At 63.6% G+C, this 17,656-nt stretch carries 5 protein-coding genes; 1 reads left to right on the plus strand and 4 read right to left on the minus strand.

The window, feature by feature from the left end; all coding sequences use genetic code 11:
- Positions 1 to 307: 307 nt before the first annotated feature.
- A complete protein-coding gene (locus LOY50_RS12135; RefSeq protein WP_258690959.1) occupies positions 308 to 2,011 on the minus strand; it encodes an ABC transporter ATP-binding protein/permease in 1,704 nt (567 codons plus the stop codon).
- A gap of 226 nt (positions 2,012 to 2,237) precedes the next feature.
- On the opposite strand from LOY50_RS12135, the gene fhuF reads away from it, so the two are divergent.
- Complete coding sequence (gene fhuF, locus LOY50_RS12140; RefSeq protein ID WP_258691230.1) at positions 2,238 to 2,900, plus strand: siderophore-iron reductase FhuF; 663 nt, start codon at positions 2,238 to 2,240, stop codon at positions 2,898 to 2,900.
- Positions 2,901 to 2,947: 47 nt separating this feature from the next.
- Here the strand turns inward: fhuF and LOY50_RS12145 are convergent, their stop codons facing one another.
- The 3 genes from LOY50_RS12145 to LOY50_RS12155 are packed head-to-tail and all read right to left on the minus strand — an operon-like array spanning position 2,948 to position 17,578.
- The gene (locus LOY50_RS12145; RefSeq protein WP_258690960.1) at positions 2,948 to 4,591 is read right to left on the minus strand and encodes a cyclic peptide export ABC transporter; all 1,644 of its coding nucleotides are present in this window, start codon (positions 4,589 to 4,591) and stop codon (positions 2,948 to 2,950) included.
- Complete coding sequence (locus LOY50_RS12150; protein ID WP_258690961.1) at positions 4,588 to 8,418, minus strand: amino acid adenylation domain-containing protein; 3,831 nt, start codon at positions 8,416 to 8,418, stop codon at positions 4,588 to 4,590. The genes LOY50_RS12145 and LOY50_RS12150 overlap by 4 nt, the downstream gene beginning before the upstream one ends.
- Before the next feature lie 58 nt (positions 8,419 to 8,476).
- Positions 8,477 to 17,578, minus strand: coding sequence for a non-ribosomal peptide synthetase (locus LOY50_RS12155; protein WP_258690962.1), 9,102 nt, complete (start codon positions 17,576 to 17,578; stop codon positions 8,477 to 8,479).
- Between the last annotated feature and the right edge of the window lie 78 nt (positions 17,579 to 17,656).

Consider the following 17,656-nt stretch of genomic DNA (forward strand, 5'->3'; position numbering starts at 1 on the left):
AACTCTGGATCTGTCAGGAACTATAGACCACAAACTCTGCATACCAATGGGCGAGCAGGGATGTTGTGCCACACAGGTCGTTCACGCTTTTCAGGGATCTGTCCACGGAGCAAGGGGAACACGTCGACCCCGTGGCGAGGGAGCTTGCTCCCGCTGGGCTGCGCAGCAGCCCCATAGCCGGCCACGAAGGTGTATCAGGAAGCTGTCATCAGCTTCATGGGGGGGCGCTTCGCACCCCAGCGGGAGCAAGCTCCCTCGCCACAGGAGCACTTTTGCATGCGCTATTGCGTAGGCGCGGAATGCGGGCTCACACCGCTTGCCTGACCTTGCGCTGCACCCACTGCGCCTCGTCCCGCAATTCAAGGACTTGCCAATGGAAGTGCTCCAGGGAGGCGCTGTGCCCGACACTGATCAGGATCGTGTCCGGCAGCGTTTGCTTGAGCAGTTGATAGCAGCGCGCTTCGTTTGCCGCATCCAGCGCCGAGCTGCTCTCGTCGAGAAACAGCACCGTAGGGCGGGTCAGCAGGGCCCTGACGAATGCACAGCGTTGCTGTTCGCCGACGCTGAGGGTCTGCGCCCAGTCCCGTTCCTGCTCCAGCTGATCGGCCAGGTGTTGCAGGCCGACTTGCTCCATGATCTGGCGCAGCGCCGCATCTTCTTCGCGGCGGGGCGGTTTGGGGTACCACAGCGCCTCGCGCAGGTTGCCCAACGGCAGGTAGGGTTTTTGCGAAAGTGTCAGGGCGCGCTCACGGTCATAGCAACTTGAACCGCGAGCGTGATGCCAAAGCCCGGTAATCGTGCGGATCAGCGTCGATTTGCCGTAGCCGGACGGCGCGCTGATCATCAGGCTGTCGCCAGGCTTGAGGGAAAGGTTGAAGCCTTTGAACAAGGGCCGGCCGTTTGGCAGCCAGATGTCCAGGTCCTTGATGTCGAGGCCGTTGGCCTGTTGCTCGTGCCTGACCTGGGACTTGACCTCGACGTTATCCAGGCGCTCCTGGAAACCGACCAGCCGGTCGATCACCGACTTCCATTCCGACAGTTCCGGAAATACCTCCACAAGATAGGCAATGGCTGCGTGTACTTCACCGAAGGCGGCGCTGATCTGTGTCAGCCGGCCGAGGGGGAATGCGCCCGCGAAGAACTGTGGTGCCATGATGAACATGGGGATGACCGTGGCGCTGCGCAAATAGAGGGTTGAGTAGCCCATGATCAGTTTCTGTTTTTTCACCAACGCCCAGAAGTTCTCCAGCGCCGCCTCCAGACGCAGGTTGAACCGTTGTTTTTCTACGGCTTCTCCACGGTATTGGGCCACTGAGTCGGCGTTTTCCCGCAGGCGGATGAGCGAGAAACGAAAATCTGCTTCACGCCGTTGTTGCATGAAATTGAGGCTGGGCAGCGCACGTCCCAGCCAGAATGCGACACCGGTTCCTGCGATTGCGTACACCAGGGCCACCCACACCAGTAGCCCTGGGATGACGAATGACTCGCCGTTGAATGGCACGCTGACGAGGCTGGAGGCCTGCCAGAGGATGTGCAGGAAAGAAAACAGTGACACCACCGACGTCAGCAGCCCCAAGCTCAACTTGAGGGATTTTATGATGAAGAGGTCAATGTCTTCGGCGATCCGTTGATCCGGGTTGTCGACGTCGGTCTCGCTCAGTTTCAGCTTATGGTAGCGCTGGTTGTCCAGCCACTGATCGAGCATGTTGCGCGTCGCCCAACGACGCCAGCGCAGCGTCAGCTTCTGTTGGAAGTGAAACGCACCGACGGTAAACGCGGCGGTGCCGATCTGCAGCAGGATGAACTGCAGGCTGCCGATCAGAAAACCGTGGTAATCCAGGGCCTGCAAGGCGTTATAGAAATGCAGGTTCCAGAAATTCGTCAGGATGTTGATACCGACCATGCACAGGGTCATCAGCACAGTGGCGAACAACAGCAGCAGGGCCGGATACTTTTCCTCGGATGTCCAGAAAGGCCGTGCGAGACGCCAGAAATTGCGGAGTGTATGCATGTGGTCTTGGTGAGCCCGGTCGCTGACGACGTTGAGTTTGCAGGGGAGGGAGGATAGGATCAGCCAATGCTAATCGTTTGCATTAATTAGGGAAAGCCACGGGAGCCCTGTTATCGAATTTCCAGAATGGCTTAACCAGGCCTGGCCGCCAATAACACGGGTCATTCGGCAAGCACCTGGCGATCAACCGTCTATTGGGTTAAGTCATGTTGCCGACCCTGCCGTGCTGAAACCGTTGCTGTCTCGATTTGCCCTGCAATATCCGGGGGGGAATCGCGCGGCTGTGGTTTCGCAGTGGTCGATGAACTACATGAGCATTGCCCTGCCGGCCGCCCTGGCGTGCGTGCTCACGCGTCAGGGCGCGATCGATTTCTGGGGCGATAAGGCGGTGTTGTTTCATGCTGAGGGCGAGCCCATGGCGTTGGGCTTGAATGCCCGGCTGATGGCGCTGTCCGCCGAGGGGCGTGCCGACTACTGGAGTCGGCTGATTCATGAGCACCTGGCGCCGTTGTTCGTAGCCTTGGCTGCCGCCGGTGGCCTGGCACCGAAAATACTGTGGGCCAACATGGTCGCCATCTGGGACGGTGCTTTCGCCAGGATGGACCCCGACCTCTCAAGAGCGGGGTTCGCCGAGGCGCACCAGTGGCTGGAGCAGGTCACGGTGAACGACGGTCGCCTGAGGCTGCGAGGCCTGCAGCGCATGGTGGAATCACCCGCGCCGCTGATTTGCCCCCGTCTGCCACTGCGCAAGCATTGTTGCCTGCATTACCAGTTGCACGAAGCGGTTGAGGGCCAGATGCCGGTGCTCTGTGAGTCCTGCCCCAAGCTGCACCGCCTGCCTGTGGATGTGCAGGTCAGTTACCTGCACTCCATCTATCAGGACGACTAGCCATGGGGCCGATCAACCGTTCCGATCCAGGACAGTGAGAAGCCCCATCAGGCGCAGGCGGCTTGGGTTTCGACTTGGGTAAGACGGCCGTTCTCGACTTTCAATACCCGGTCGGCCTGGGAGAAGTAGGCGTCATCGTGCGTGATCACAATCACGGTCTTGCCCCGGGCCTTGAGCTCCGGCAACAACTCCATGTAGAACACCCGCTTGAAGGCCGGGTCCTGGTCGGCCGCCCACTCGTCGAACAGGTAAAACGGTTTGTCGTCCAGATACGCTGAGACCAGCGCCAGTCGTTTGCGCTGGCCGGTGGAGAGCTCCACCGTGGAGAAGCGATCATCGACGATGCTGACCTTGTGCCCCAGGCCCAGCGCCTTGACGTAGCGTGTCGCATCGGCCGTGCGCTGTTCGGCACCCGGGCCATCATCGCCCAGCAAGTGTTCAAACAAATGGAAGTCGGCAAACACGGCAGCAAAGTGCTGGCGGTATTGTTCACGGTTGTCGTCGTCCACCTCCACACCGTTGAGTACGACGCAGCCGGATTCCGGCGCATACAACCCGAGCAGCAGCATGGACAGCGTCGTCTTGCCGCTGCCGTTGCCGCCGACGACAAACACCAGCTCGCCCTGTTCCAACGTCAGATCGATTGGCCCGAGCAGGAAAGGGTGATCCTCATGTTCGCCCGGATAGCGGTGACAGACGCCATTAAGCAGCAGGCGCGTCGGTCCCTGGCTGGCAAACGCGTTACCGACCGGTGCAGCCATCTGGGCTTCGGTGCTCAGTTCGGCATCCAGTTGGCGAATGCGGCTCAGGGCGATACTGGCCTGGCGCAGAGAGGGCAGCGCAATCATCAGGTCGGAGATCGGTCGCACCAGATAGAGCAACGTCACCGTGAAACTGGTGAGCACGGTGATTGACTGCGGCAGCCAGAACGGCACGACAAACAGCAGTACACCCAGGTTGAGGTAAAACAGCAGGGTGCCAAGGTTGGCCACCACTGAATACCCGGCCATGCCGCGCAAAAATCGCACCCGGAACTCATCGGCGCCTGGACGAATGACGCGCTCGACGAACGCTTCGCCACGGGCATTGCTCAATTGCAGTTCCTTGCTGCCTTCGATCAGGCTGCGAAAGTGCTGGTAAAGCACGTCTTTCTGTTGTCGCACCCGTTCCAGGTGGCTCAGCGGTCCGCGTTCGGCCAGGTGGAACGCGATCAGGCCGACCAGCAGGAACAGCGCCAGGATCAGCAGCAGTGACCACGACAGCCAGGCCAGGTAGGCGAAACACGCCAACGTCACCACGGCGTTGACGAACAGCAGCGGCACCCACTCGAACGCAGCGGTGAAGGTGTGCACGTCTTCAGTCAGGATCACCAACAAGCGGTGCTTACCCATGGTTTGCAGGCGCTTGAGCGGGGTGGCGAGCAGTTTGCGCGACAAGTCGATGCGCATCTGGAAGATGGCGCTTTGGGTCAGATGCAGCAACGACAGTTCCGAGCAGAGTTTGCACAGCAACATGCCCGCACACAGCCCGAAGAACCCAAGGGCCAGTTCCGGCAACTGATGCGGGTAGGCCAACCCACGGTTGATCAGGATCACCAGCCCTGCGCTCGCCAGGCCGCCCAGGGCGCCGCTGATGGAAGCCAATGCCAGCAGGCGTGCCGATTGGCGGTAAAGATAAAGAATCAGGTTCATGCGACGGTTTCCGTCGAGGCCACAGCCAGCGACTTGTTGAGTTGTTCATGGAAGGCAGACTGCCCGAGGAGCGTGTCGTGATCGGCAGCGACCTGATGATGACAGGTTCGCTGGCTGATGGCGTCCCACTGCGCAGGCAGGCTCGGGCGCTCGACCAGGGTCTGTTCGGCCCACCACAGGTGCAGGGTCGCCTGCACGGTGGGCACTGAATAGCCGTTGACCCAACGACGTGCGTCGGCCATCACGTCCAAGACCTGCTCAACGTACGCCAACGGCGCATTGAGGCTCAGGCCGTTGGCAAGTGTCCATTGCAGCAGGGCGAAACGCAATTGCGCCACGCGATCGAGCTTGGCCGTGGCCGCGCGCAATTGTGTCAACGGTTCCGGGGCGAGCGTGGCCAGGCGCTGGCGGCTGTCGCTGCTCAATTCTCGCTGCACGGTGGCATACAACGCATCCCAGGCCAGCGCTTCGTCCTCGGCGTGGAACGTGCTGTCGAACAACCCCAGCCATTCGACCGTTTGCCCAAGTGCTTCCAATTGTCGAGTCAGCTCCAGCGCAAGCAATCCCCCCATGGACCACCCGCCCAGGCGATACGGACCCTGCGCCTGAATCTGGCGGATCTGCGGCACATAGGCGCTGGCCAATGCGACGAGGTCCTGGTCGCGTAACGACTCGGGCAACGCGATGCCGTAAACCGGCATCGCCTGCGACAAGCCGGCGACCATCGGCAAATAGTGATGAACCCCGCCCGCCGGCTGATGCAGGCAGAACAGGGGGGGCTGGCCTGCCACGCCGGGCTGCAAGGCGATGACGGCTGAGCGGTCGTGCGGCTGGGCGATCTGCTCGGCAAGCTGGATCAGCGTCGGGTGCTGGAAGATCACGTTGACCGGCACTTCGATGCCGAGCAGGGCGCGCAGCCTGGCGGTCATGCGCACCACCAGCAACGAATGGCCGCCGAGGGCGAAGAAGTCGTCGTGGCGACCGATGATCTCGACCTCCAGCAGCTCTTGCCAGACCGCCGCGAGCACCTGTTCGACATGCCCCTCGGGCGCGGCATAAACCGCGACGCGGTGGTTCGGCTGCCGGGCCAGCAAGGCGCGATGATCGACCTTGCCGTTGGCGGTGCGTGGCAGTTGCGTCAGCCACTGGATATCGGCGGGGATCATGTGTGCCGGCAACAGCGTCGCCAGGGATTCGCGCACGAGACCGGCCTGAAGCTCGTTAGCCGACTCGACGAAAGCGCGCAAGCTGGGTTCGGCTTGGGTCGTATCCAGCAAGACCACCGCCAGCCTGGCGCCACTGACCTTGCACAGTGCGGTTTCGATTTCGCCGAGTTCGATACGGTAGCCGCGCAATTTGATCTGCGAGTCGGTACGTCCGAGGAACACCAATTGCCCGTCCAGATCCCGCCAGGCGAAGTCGCCGGTGCGGTACAGGCGTTGGCCATGGAGTGCCGGATGGTTGGCCTGGATAAACTTCTCGGCGCTCATCTGTGGCAGCCCCAGATACCCTTCGGATAATCCAGGCCCGGCGATATGGATCTCGCCCTTGAGCCCCCGGGCAACAGGCGCGCCGTCGCTGTCGAGCAAATACACCCGGGTATGGGCAATCGCTCGGCCGATGGGCACGGGGCTCGTACCCCTCTCAGGTTGGCAGAGGGCGACGGTGCTCCACACCGAGGCTTCGGTCGGGCCGTACTCGTTGTACAACTGCGCGCCGGGGTGGCGGCGATAGTGATTGTTCACCAGTGCCGGCGGGCAGCTTTCGCCGGCGACAATCGCCGTGTTCAGCGGGCTCGGGCTATCGCCCAACTCGTCCAGCAACAACGCATACAACGAAGGCAACGCCAGCAGGTGCGACACAGTGTGGCTGCGGATCAACCGGGCCAGCTGCAGCGGATCTTTCTGCTCGGTTTCACTGGCCAGGTGCAGGCAACCGCCCTGGGCCAGGCTCCAGAACAGCCCGGCGATGGAGCTGTCGAAGGCGAACGACGACAGCAGCAGGAAACGTTGCACGGGGTGTGGGTAGCCCGACAGCCGCGCCGCCAGCGAATGCAGGGCGTTGGCATGACTGATGAGCACGCCCTTGGGCTGGCCGGTACTGCCCGAGGTGTAGATCAAGTAGGCCGGTTGATCCCGTGCGACCTGCGGCTCGTCCTGTGGCGGCACCGCCGACATCGCCTGATCGATGGCCAGCGCACTCGGTTGCCAGTCTGTCGGCAGGTCTTGCACGCGGGCGCGGTGGGTCAGCACCAGGCGTGCCTGGCTGTCACGCAGAATATGTTCGATGCGCTCGGTGGGGTAGCTCGGGTCGATCGGTACGTAGCAGGCACCGGCGCGCAGAATCGCCACCAGTGCCACCACCGCATCGATGTCGCGCGGCAGGAAATGCGCAATCCGCGCACCAGGCGCCAGGCCTTGGGCGAGCAGTTGCTGGGTCAGGGCGCGGGCGCGCTGATCCAGCTCGGCGTAGCTCAAGGTGCCGCTGGGCCCGCTCACGGCCGGGCGCTGGGCCCGGTCGGTGGCGTCGAGGGTGAAGCAGGCGGCCAGGTTGGGCAGCGCGAAGATGGCGGCATACCGCTGTTCTTGCCCCGGACTCTGGGGGGGCGAAGCCGCCAGCGCGCCGGTGACACGCTGCTGCTCGGCGGCGCTGCAGGTCGTCAATTGGTCCAGCCGGGCAGAGGGCTCATGCAGGCTGTGCTCGATCACACTCAGCAATTGTTCGGCGAGGATTTCGACGTGGGCCGACGTGTAGAGCGCGGCGTCGAAGTGCAGCGACAATCCATTGGATGACGACGGCTGATATTGCAACAGCAGCGCGCAGCCGGCACTGGCACTGGTTGCCTGTTCGATCCGCCAGCCGGCATCGTTCAGGGCACTGTCGGGCGTTGCCGCGAGTTCGCGAAAACCGACACCCGTCAGCGATGGCGCGTGGCTCAAGTGGCTCGGGTAGCTGTCGCGGGCATCGTTGAGCAGGCCAACGCGTTCGCTCAGTTGTCGACACAGTGCGGCAAACGACAACCCGGACGAGGTATCGAGTGTCAGTGGCAGCGGTTCGCAGAACAGACCGAGGGCATCGCCCAGTACGTCAGGCCGTACCTGGTTTTCGTAGGCGAGCGTCAGGCGTTCGGCTTCGCTGTAGCGTTGCCACACGGTGACCCAGGCGCCGAGCACGAAAATGCCAGGGCTGACGCCGAGGTCGTTCGCTTGCCGTTCAAGGCGCTGCCGGGTCGAGTCGTCGAACTGTAGTTGCATGTGCTCAGGGGCGACAGCGGCGCCGGATGCCGGGTTCTGCCGATGCCAAGGTAACGGCACGTCCGTGATCACGGCGTTGAACTGCTCATCCCAGAATCGGCGGCCTTGCTCGTCCACCGACTCCAGGCGCCAGGCCGCGTAGTCGGCGTATTGCAGCGGTGGCTCCTGGGGTGTGGCGTGCAGATAGCCCAGCGCCCATTCTTCGCCGAGATACCCCAGGCTGGTGCTGTCCAGGTGCAAGGCCGGCAAGTGCAACGTGGCCGACTGAGCGTCCACGTGCAGTTCGATGCCCAGCGCCTGCCAATCAGCGGCGCAATCGTCGATCACCTGCATCGGCAGCAACAGCCCCGGCAGTTGCGGGTAGCGGGTGCGCAGGATCTCGTGGCGTTGCAGCAGCGCCGATAAACTGTTGGTCAGCCGTGCACCGTCCAACGGTGTTTCACTGGCAATACGCAGCGTGGCCCGCTGCGCTGTCGCCGAGGCCAGGCTAGTTTGCTGCAAGCGCCACAGATGGGCCTGTTGCGGTGACAGTTCGAAACCTTCAAACGACGTGTCTTCGTGAGACTGAGTCATGCTGAGACCTGTACAAAAAGGTGGGGAATGAGCGCGAGGGACACTGAGTCGATGGCAATCATTGCTCGGCGTCCTTCACGACATTGCGACGACGGGCCTGGCCCAGGGTGCTCTGACGTGCGCTACCGGCTTCACGCAGCGCGGCCTGCGCCTGTTCCCGGCGGGTCTGTTGCAGTTGATTGAGTGGCAGCAGCAACTGGGCGACGTCGGTGTCGGCGTTCAGGCTCAGTTGCTCCAGCAGGCACACGAACAGGCTGTCGAACAGTTCGATGCCGTCACGGGTATAACGGCCGGTGTCGTAGTCGTACACCACCAGCAGTCCTGCGCCGTCATCCACGACGTTGATCAGCAGGTCCACATCCGAGGCCTGTGGCTCCAGTTCCCGTTCACTGATCGCCAGCCCCGGCAGATGCAGGTCCTGCTGACGGGTGTTCTGCACCACCAGTTTGACCTGGAAGAACGGCGTGTACCGCGCGTCTCGCTGTGGCAGCAGATCAGCCACCAGCGCGTCGAACGGCAAGTCCTGATGGGCAAAGGCATCCAGCGCCACGCGTCGAGCATCGCCCAGCAATTGGGCAAACGTCTGCTGCGGCGTGACCCGGCAACGCAGCACCAATTGATTGACGAAGAAGCCGACCATGTCTTCGGTCTGCTGTTGATGGCGGTTGGCGATGTCGGTGCCGACCAACAGGTCTTCCCGTCCGGTTTGCTGATGCAGCACGACATTCAGCGCGCTGTGCAGCACCATGAACGGCGAGGCGTCGCGAGTTTTCGCCAAGTCGTTGACGGCCTGGGCCAACGATGCCGGCAGGCGACTGCGATGCCGCGCGCACCCGCCAAGGTCGCGGGTCTGGGCGCCCGGTAACAACAGCGGTGCCGGGCTGGCTTGCAGTTGTTGACGCCAGTAGGCCAATTGTTGCTGCCAGACCGGGCCCGGCAGATGCTTGCGTTGCCACACGGCGAAGTCGGCGTATTGCAGCGGCGGAGTGTCGATGCGGTTTGCCGGGCTGCCAAAACCGACATAGTCGCTGGCCAGTTGATCGACCAATTGCGCAATGGACCAGGCGTCCACGGCAATGTGGTGCAGGGCAATGGCCAGCACATGGGTCTGCGTGTCCAATTGCAGCAATCGTGCGCGAATCAACGGCGCTTGGGTCAGGTCGAACGGCTGGCCGAAGACCTCGGACAAGTGCACCTGGATGGCCGGCTCACGCTCTTGCGCGGGTACCTGTTGCAGATCGGTGACCGGCAGCGCGAATGCCTGCGCCGTTTCGATCCGCTGCCAAGGCTCACCTTGATCGCTGTGCACGGTGCTGCGCAGCACTTCATGACGGGCGACCAATTGCTCGAAGGCCAGGCGCAGGGCTTCGACATTCAGCGTCCCGGTCAACGTCAGTGCGAACGGAATGTTGAAACCGCTGGAGCCAGGGTTCAACTGTTCGAGGAACCACAAACGTTGCTGGGCAAACGACAACGGCAGGGCCTGCGAGCGATCCGCCCGGGTGATGGTCGGCAGGCCCAATGGCGCTGTCTGCAAGCGCGCGCTGTCGATGGCACGGGCCAGGTTTTCCAATACCGGGTGATCGAAGACTGCGCGCAGCGGCAGGTCCACCGCGAGCTGGCTGCGAATGCGCGACACCACCAAGGTCGCCAGCAAGGAGTGCCCGCCGAGGGCAAAGAAGTTGTCGTCGGCACCGATCGCCGGCACGTTGAGGATTTGCGCCCAGATCGCGCCCAGTTGCTGCTCGGTATCGCTGCTCAGTGGACGTTGTTCGATCAGGTGGTTGTCCAGCGTTCGAGACGTCAGTTCCTTGCGGTCGACTTTGCCGTTGGCGTTCAACGGCAAAGTCTCCAGCTGTTGCCAATGGGCCGGCACCATGTAGGACGGCAGGCGTTGGGCCAACCATTCGCGCAGTACTGCCACCGGGGTGTCGTCGCCTGTCCAGTACGCGACCAGTTGTAGATCGCCGCGCTGGTCGGCATTGACGATCACAGCCACGGCCTGCACGGCGGGATGACGACCCAGGTGATCTTCGATTTCCCCCAGTTCGATACGGTGGCCACGGATCTTCACTTGCTGATCGCGGCGACCGAGGAACTCGATCACCCCATCTGCGCGCCAGCGCCCCAGGTCACCCGTGCGGTAGAAACGGGCCTCGGGTTCGAACGGGTGCGCGACGAACGCGGTCCGGGTTTTCTCCGGGTCGTTGAGGTAGCCGCGACCGACCCCCACGCCACCGACGCAGATTTCCCCCGGCACGCCCACCGGCACCGGACGCAGTTGCGCGTCAACCAGGTACAGATGATTGTTGGCGGTAGGCCGGCCAATCGGCATGGCATTGCCATCTTCGTCCGGCACGCGGGTCAGCGGGTGGAACGCCACATCGTCCGAGCACTCCGCCGGGCCATAGGCGTTCATCAACGGCACATGGGCAAAACGGCCCAGCCAAGCTTGGGCCAGGGCCGGGGGCAGGGCTTCACCAGTCGGCAGCAACCAGCGCAGTGCCGGCAGTTGCGTGTCGGCACCCGCGAGGTCGAGCAGGGCGCGGATCATCGTCGGCACGGCTTCGAGCACCGACAGCTGTTGGGCTTCCAGGGCCGCTAGCAGGCGCTCGGGATCATGGGCAATCACGTCCGGCAGGATGTGCACGGTGGCGCCGAGAATCGGTGCGGCGAGGAACTGCCAGACCGAAATGTCGAACGCCGGGGAGGCGGTCTGGGCAATTCGGTCGGCGCTCGACAGACCCAGCGTCGGCACCTTGCCGAAGATGTTGTTGAGCATGCCCCGTTGTTCGATCATCGCGCCTTTGGGGGTGCCCGTGGAACCTGACGTGAAGATCACATAGGCCAGGTCGTCAGGGCTGCCTGCCATTTGCAATGGCGTCGCATCACCACCCAGCCAGAGCGCTTCGGTGCGCAAGCGTCGCGGTGTTGCGGTACACGCGGCCAGTGCCGGGTCGATGACCGAATCGGCGCTGTCGCTGGTCAACAGGATCGTCGCCCCGGACAGTTCGAGAATTTCACCCAGGCGTTGGGGTGGATGCTTGATGTCCAGCGGCAAGTAGGCGGCACCGGCCTTGAGCACGGCGATCATCATGCTCAGCAGCGGCAGGCCGCGTTCGCCGGCCAGGGCCACCAGGGTGTCACGACCGGCGCCGGTTTCCACCAGTGCCCGGGCCAGGCGATTGGCGCGCTGGTCCAGCTCGGTGTAGCTCAGGCTCTCGGCGCCACACACGGCCGCGATGCGCTGTGGATGCGCGGCCACCTGGCGGGCGAACAGCTCGGCGTAGGTTTGCTCCAGCGGGAAGTCGAGTTCGCTGCGGTTCCAGTCCACCAGCAAGGTCTGGCGTTCCTCCGGCGTCAGCAACGACAGCGACGCCAGTGATGCGTCAGGCCGGGCAACCATTTGCGTCAGTAGCTGGCGCAAGTGGCCGAGCATGCGTTGCACCGTCTCGGTGTCGAACCTTGCGGCGTCGTAAGTCAAGCGAATGCCCAGGCGATCGCCGGGGTAAAGCACCACCGTCATTGGATAGTTGGTGTGCACCCGGTCTTCGTAGATGTCGACGTTGAAGTCGACCTGGCGATCCGACAGGCCGGCGTCGAACGGCGCGTTTTCGAACACCACCAGGCTGTCGAACAGCGAGCGACCATGCTCGATTTCACTCCAGCGCTGAATATCCACCAGCGGTGCGTGTTCGTAGGCACGCAGCTCGACGTTGTGTGCGAACAGCGCTTGCAGCCAGGGCACCACGGCTTGTTCATCGTCAACCTTGACCCGCAACGGCAGGCTGTTGATGAACAGGCCGACGATGTCTTCCACGCCGGGCAGGTCGGTTGGACGGCCCGACACCGTGACGCCGAACAAGACGTCATCGCTGCCACTGTAGCGCGATAGAAGCAGGGCCCACGCGCCTTGGATCCACGTGTTGGGCGTGAGTTGGTGCTGTTGGCACAATGCGGTCAAGGCGCGGGTGTCGGCAATCGACAAGGTGACGTCAAGGTTGGCGACGGTCTCGACCGCTTGCTCAGTCGTGGCCGGGCGATCCACCACCAGCGGTGTCGGCGCGCTGAAACCGGCCAGTTCGCGGGTCCAGAATTGTTCGGTGATGGACGTGTCCTGGCATTGCAACCAATGGACGTAGTTGCTGAACGACGGCAGCAACGGACGCGCCACCGGCTGGCCGAGTACGCGCGCCTGGTAGTGGGCGAACAGGTCGGCCATCAACAGGCCGAAGCACCAGGCGTCCGTCAGGATGTGGTGGAAGCTGCGCACGATCAGGAACTCCCGGTCAGCCACCTGGAACACCCGCAGGAACGTCAACGGTGGCCGGCGCATGTCGAAGCCCTGACGGCATTCAGCGTCCAGCACAGCGTCGAGTTGACGCTGGCGGCTCGCCTCGTCGAGGTGACGCCAGTCGTACCAGGCGAAGGCCGGATCGGTGTCGTGGTAAACGCATTGCAGCGCAGCCTTGCCATCCTGCCACCAGAAACCGGTGCGCAGCATCGGATGTCGGGCCAATTGTTGTGCCCAGGCGTATTCGATGGCGCTGCGGTCCAGCTCACCGTCCCAACGATAACGTTGCTGCATCAGGTAAATGCCGCTGTTGGGACGCAGCAGGGTGTGCAGCAACATGCCTTCTTGCATCGGCGACAGTGGCAGCAAGTCGTCGATGCCGGCCCAATCGAAGTTCGTGCCCAAGGCGCGCAGATCGTGTCCGGCTGCGCGACACAACGGGAAGGCGTGGGCACCGGGAATGGCTTGCTCGGCGTCGGCGGCCAGGATGGCCAGACGCTGTTCCAAGACCTCGGCCCAGCGCTCGGCGCCGGCGCCACGGCAATCGATGTGCAGTTGACCGTGTCGGAGGCTGACGGACAGGGTCAAGCCAGGCGCATCGATCGACGCGCTGCCGGCGATGACGTCGCCCAACGGTCCTTCATGGGCTTGCCATTCGCCGGCCATGACGATATGCACGGTCGGCTGTGGCAGGCTCAGCAGCGGTTCGCGCAAGTAGTCGTTGTCGGCCAAGTAACGCAACACGCCGTAGTCATCACCGGTGTCCGGGGCGGCGGCCAGTTGTGCGTCAACCTGCGCAAGCATTTGTGCGGCGCTGGCCGTCGGCGTCAGGCTCAGGCGCAGGGGAACGGCGTGGCTCAGTGCGCCGATGACCGTGGCCGGGTCGAAGTCGGTGCGGCTCAAGGCGCTGGTGAGCGGTAGGCGAGCGCGCTCGCAGCGGCCGCGGTCCAGGCTTAGCCAGACGTCCTGATTGGCACTTTGTTGTGCCAGTTCCGCTGCGACGGCGGTAGCTACCAGTGATGCCCACGGCGCGTGGCTGCGGCGTTGCAGCACATTCAGACGGGCGCTCAGAGACGACGAAATCCGCACGCGGCGCTCAGTGGCCGGCCCCTCCGGTTGCGGGGCGGACGGCAGGGCTTCACCTGCGTATTGCAGCCAGTATTCCCACGCCGGCTCCAAGCCGTCTTCATCCTTGGCGCGGGTAGTTTGGTATTCAGCCCATTCATCCAGATTGCCACCGTGACGCGGCAAATCGATTGCACGGTCGTATTGCGCTTGCGCCACGGCCAGCGCCAGGTCCGTCATCAGCAAAGCCCATGAACTGGCGTCCAGGCGCAAGGCATGCGCCACCAACAGCACGGCGTCGCCCTGTTCGCAAAGGCAGGCATGCCAGCCTTCGCCGGCGGCGTGGTCCAGCCTGGCCAGGGTGGTTTCAGCCAGCTCGGCCAATGCGTTGGAATCGCCAGTGTTCAGCGACTGGCGACTGGCGCTGACCGGCTTAGGTGTAGCCGGCAGGGTTTGCACCCAGGTGCCGTCAGCCTGTGGGACCAGGCCCACTTGCAGCGCCCGGTGCTGTTGTTGCAGGGCCAACACGGCACGGCTCAATACCTCGACGCTGATCGGCGCATTCAAGGCCACACAGCGCCAGTCCGCCGCCAGCGGGCCGGCTTCGAGGCGGGCATGCTGACCCGCTGTCAGCGGCACATTGCGCGCCACGCTGCTGGTCTCGCGGCTGTAGTTCGTGCCTTGGCTGATCACCGCGGAGATTTCGGCGATGGTGCGGTTTTCGAACAACTGCTTGGGCGTCAGCTTCATGCCGCGCTGGTGGGCGCGAGCGATGATCTGCAGGTTGAGAATCGAATCACCGCCCAGGGCAAAGAAGTTGTCGTGGATACCGACGCGCTCGACCCGCAGCACATCCTGCCAGATCTCGACAAAGGCGCTTTCCACCGCATCCCGTGGGGCTTCGTAGGTGTCCTGACGGGTCGGGGCGTCGGGCAAGGGCAAGCGGGCAATGTCCGGTTTGCCGTTGGCGTTCAGCGGGATGGCATCCAGCGCGATGAAGTCCGCTGGCACCATGTAATCCGGCACGCGCAGCGCCAGGTCATGGCGCAGCTTGTCGGCAGACATGGAGGTACTGGCCACCAACCAGGCGACCAGGCGTGGCGTCTCGTTGGCCGGCTGCACCACATGCACCAGCACTTGCTGGATGTTGCTCGACAGGCGTTTGATCTGTGCTTCGACTTCGCCCAATTCAATGCGGTAGCCGCGCAGCTTGATCTGGTTGTCGACGCGCCCAAGGAATGCCAGCTCGCCAGTCTCTAGCCAACGCACACGGTCGCCAGTGCGGTAAGCGCGGGGCAGGTCGGCGACGGCCGTGAAGCGCGCAGCGGTTTGCGCTGGATCGCCGAGGTAGTCGATGGCCAGGCCTTCGCCGCCCACCCACAGTTCCCCCGGCACACCGACAGGCACTGGGTGACCGTGGTTGTCGAGTACCCGCAGTTGCCGGTTCGGCTGCGGGCGGCCCAGCGGTTGCACACCGGCCAGAGGCTGGTCGATGCGCGACAGGCAAATGCCCACTGCGCTTTCGGTCGGGCCGTAGTGGTTGTAGACCGCGAGGTCCGGACGCAGCGCCCGGAGGGTGTCCAGCAATGTGCCTTGCAGCGCTTCGCCACCCAGCAACAAGGCGCGGCGCGGGAGCAGATCGGCGTCGGGACGAGCGGCGAGCAGACCGTGCAAGTGATTGGGGGTGAGCTTGACCAGATCCGGGGTGAACTCGGCAAAACACTGCGCCAGTGCGTTCGGGTCGGCACGTGTGTCGTCGTCCACCAGCAACAGGCTGCCACCGCTGACCAGCGCGCCGAACAACTGGGTGTACCCAAGGTCCGCCGCCAGGGTCGAGAGCAGCGCATGGCGCCAGGGTTGTTTCGCCTCGGCGCAACCCAGTTCGGCCAGAATGCCGGTGATATAAGCGACGATAGCCCGATGAGACAGGCGCACGCCTTTCGGCGTACCGGTGGAGCCGGAGGTGTAGATCACATAGGCGCAGGCCTGTTGATCCGCCGCTGGCAGGTCGATGCCGGTGGCGCGGGCCGAGGCCTCGATCACCTGCACGCAGGCGCTTTCGAAGGCCGGTGTCCCGATGATGAAGTCCACGTCGGCACTGGCGATCAGTGCACTCAGGCGCGAGGCCGGTTGGCCCAGGTCCAGCGGCAGGAAGCAACCACCGGCCTGCATCACCGCCAGCAGCGAGATGACCGCGTCGTTGTTGCGGGGCAGGGCCAGCGCGACTCGATCACCCTGTTGCAGGCCCCGCTGGCGCAAGACGTTGGCCAATCCGGTCGATGCTTCAAGCAGTTCGCCGTAGCTCAAGGCGCCGTTGGCGTCGCGCACGGCTTCGCGCTCGGGATGACGGCGGGCCTGGGCGGCGATCAGTTCGTGCAGCGGGGCTTCAGGTATTTCGAGGGGCGCACCGTTGCCCCAGTGGCGGGTCAGCTGCAGCTCTTGCGCCGGGCACAGCGGCACGTCGGCCAGGGGCCGATTCGCGTCACGGCTCAGTTCCTCGACGAGCACGGCCAATTGCTGCAACAGGCGCGCGCCGGCCGCGTCGGACAAGCGTTTGCGTTGATGCACCAGGTGCAGTTGCAAGCAGTCGCTTTCCATCGACGCGATCAGCGACATCGGGTAGTTGTTGCGCCCGCCCGTGTGGCGCAAGGGCGCGGCGTGTTCGGCGTCCGGTAGGCCGAACAGGCCATCGTCGATTTGATCCAGCTCCCGGGGGAATGGGAAATTTTCGAATACGATGATCGCTTCGAACAATTCGCCACCCGGCGGCAGCGCGGTCAATGCCCGCAGACTGGCGAGTGGGGTGTGTTCGTGCTCGCGCATCTCGGCGTTCCAGTCCTGGATGCCCGCCAGCCATTGACCCACGGTCGGTGCATCGTCCCAACGAACGCGCAGCGGCAAGGTGTTAATGAACAGACCCACCATGCGCTCGACACCGCTCAGACGCTGTGGGCGCCCGGCCACGGTGACGCCGATCAGGCTTTCATCAGAGCCATTGTGACGACCCAGCAGGTAAGCGTAAGCCGCTTGCAGCAAGGTGTTGACGGTCAGGTTGTGGTTCCGGGCGAAGCCGGCCAGGCGAGCGGTGGTTGCGGCATCCAGCCTCAGGGAATGCTCGGTGCAGAGCAGGTGAGCGTCTACCGGGTCGGCGACCAGGCCGCGCGGGTCCGATTCGGGCACGCGGGTGGTGTTGGCGAAGTCTGCCAGGCGGCTGTGCCAGAAGTCGTCTGACGAAGGGCGTTCACTGAGGTAAGCCACGTAATCCTGGAATGGTCGCACCGTTTCCAGTGCCGCGTGCTGGCCGCGCCGTGCCGCACGATACAGATCACGCCAGTCCGCGAGCAGCGAGCCGACGCTCCAACCGTCGAGCAACAGGTGATGGTGCGTCCAGACCAGCGACCACTGTGCTTGGCCGTTCACATCGTCCAGTCGTGCCAGGGTCAGGCGCATCAACGGGGCGGCACCCAGTTCGAACGCCTGTGCGTGATCTTCTGCCGCGAGGGCTGCCAGCCCTTGCGAGTGACCGCGTAGATCGACTTCACGAAGGGGCAAGTCGACTTCTTTGAGGATGACCTGGTAGGCGTCGTCCAGCTCTTCCCAGAGAAACGCCGTGCGCAACACTGCGTGGCGTTGCATCAGGGCCACCCAGGCCAGGCGGAACGCAGCGAGGTCGAGCTCACCGGCCAGGCCGATGTTCATCTGCTGGTAATAAACCCGGGATTCGGGCGCATAGGCCTCGTGGTACAGCAGGCCTTTTTGCAGCGGGGTCAGCGAGTAGATATTTTCGATTTGGTCATGCATGGCGGCAGTGTTCAATCCAGAAAAACGAGGAGACACGTGCGCCGCGAACGGCGCACTTCTAAGTCAAATACAGGTCGT

It is taken from the genome of Pseudomonas sp. B21-010, assembly GCF_024749325.1.
Classification (GTDB): Bacteria; Pseudomonadota; Gammaproteobacteria; order Pseudomonadales; family Pseudomonadaceae; genus Aquipseudomonas; species Aquipseudomonas kilonensis.

Bases quoted from the DNA above. Each gene is read 5' to 3' on its own strand.
- LOY50_RS12150 (WP_258690961.1), bottom strand. From the start codon at position 8,418: ATGACTCAGTCTCACGAAGACACGTCGTTTGAAGGTTTCGAACTGTCA.
- LOY50_RS12145 (WP_258690960.1), bottom strand. From the start codon at position 4,591: ATGAACCTGATTCTTTATCTTTACCGCCAATCGGCACGCCTGCTGGCA.
- LOY50_RS12135 (WP_258690959.1), bottom strand. From the start codon at position 2,011: ATGCATACACTCCGCAATTTCTGGCGTCTCGCACGGCCTTTCTGGACA.
- LOY50_RS12155 (WP_258690962.1), bottom strand. From the start codon at position 17,578: ATGCATGACCAAATCGAAAATATCTACTCGCTGACCCCGCTGCAAAAA.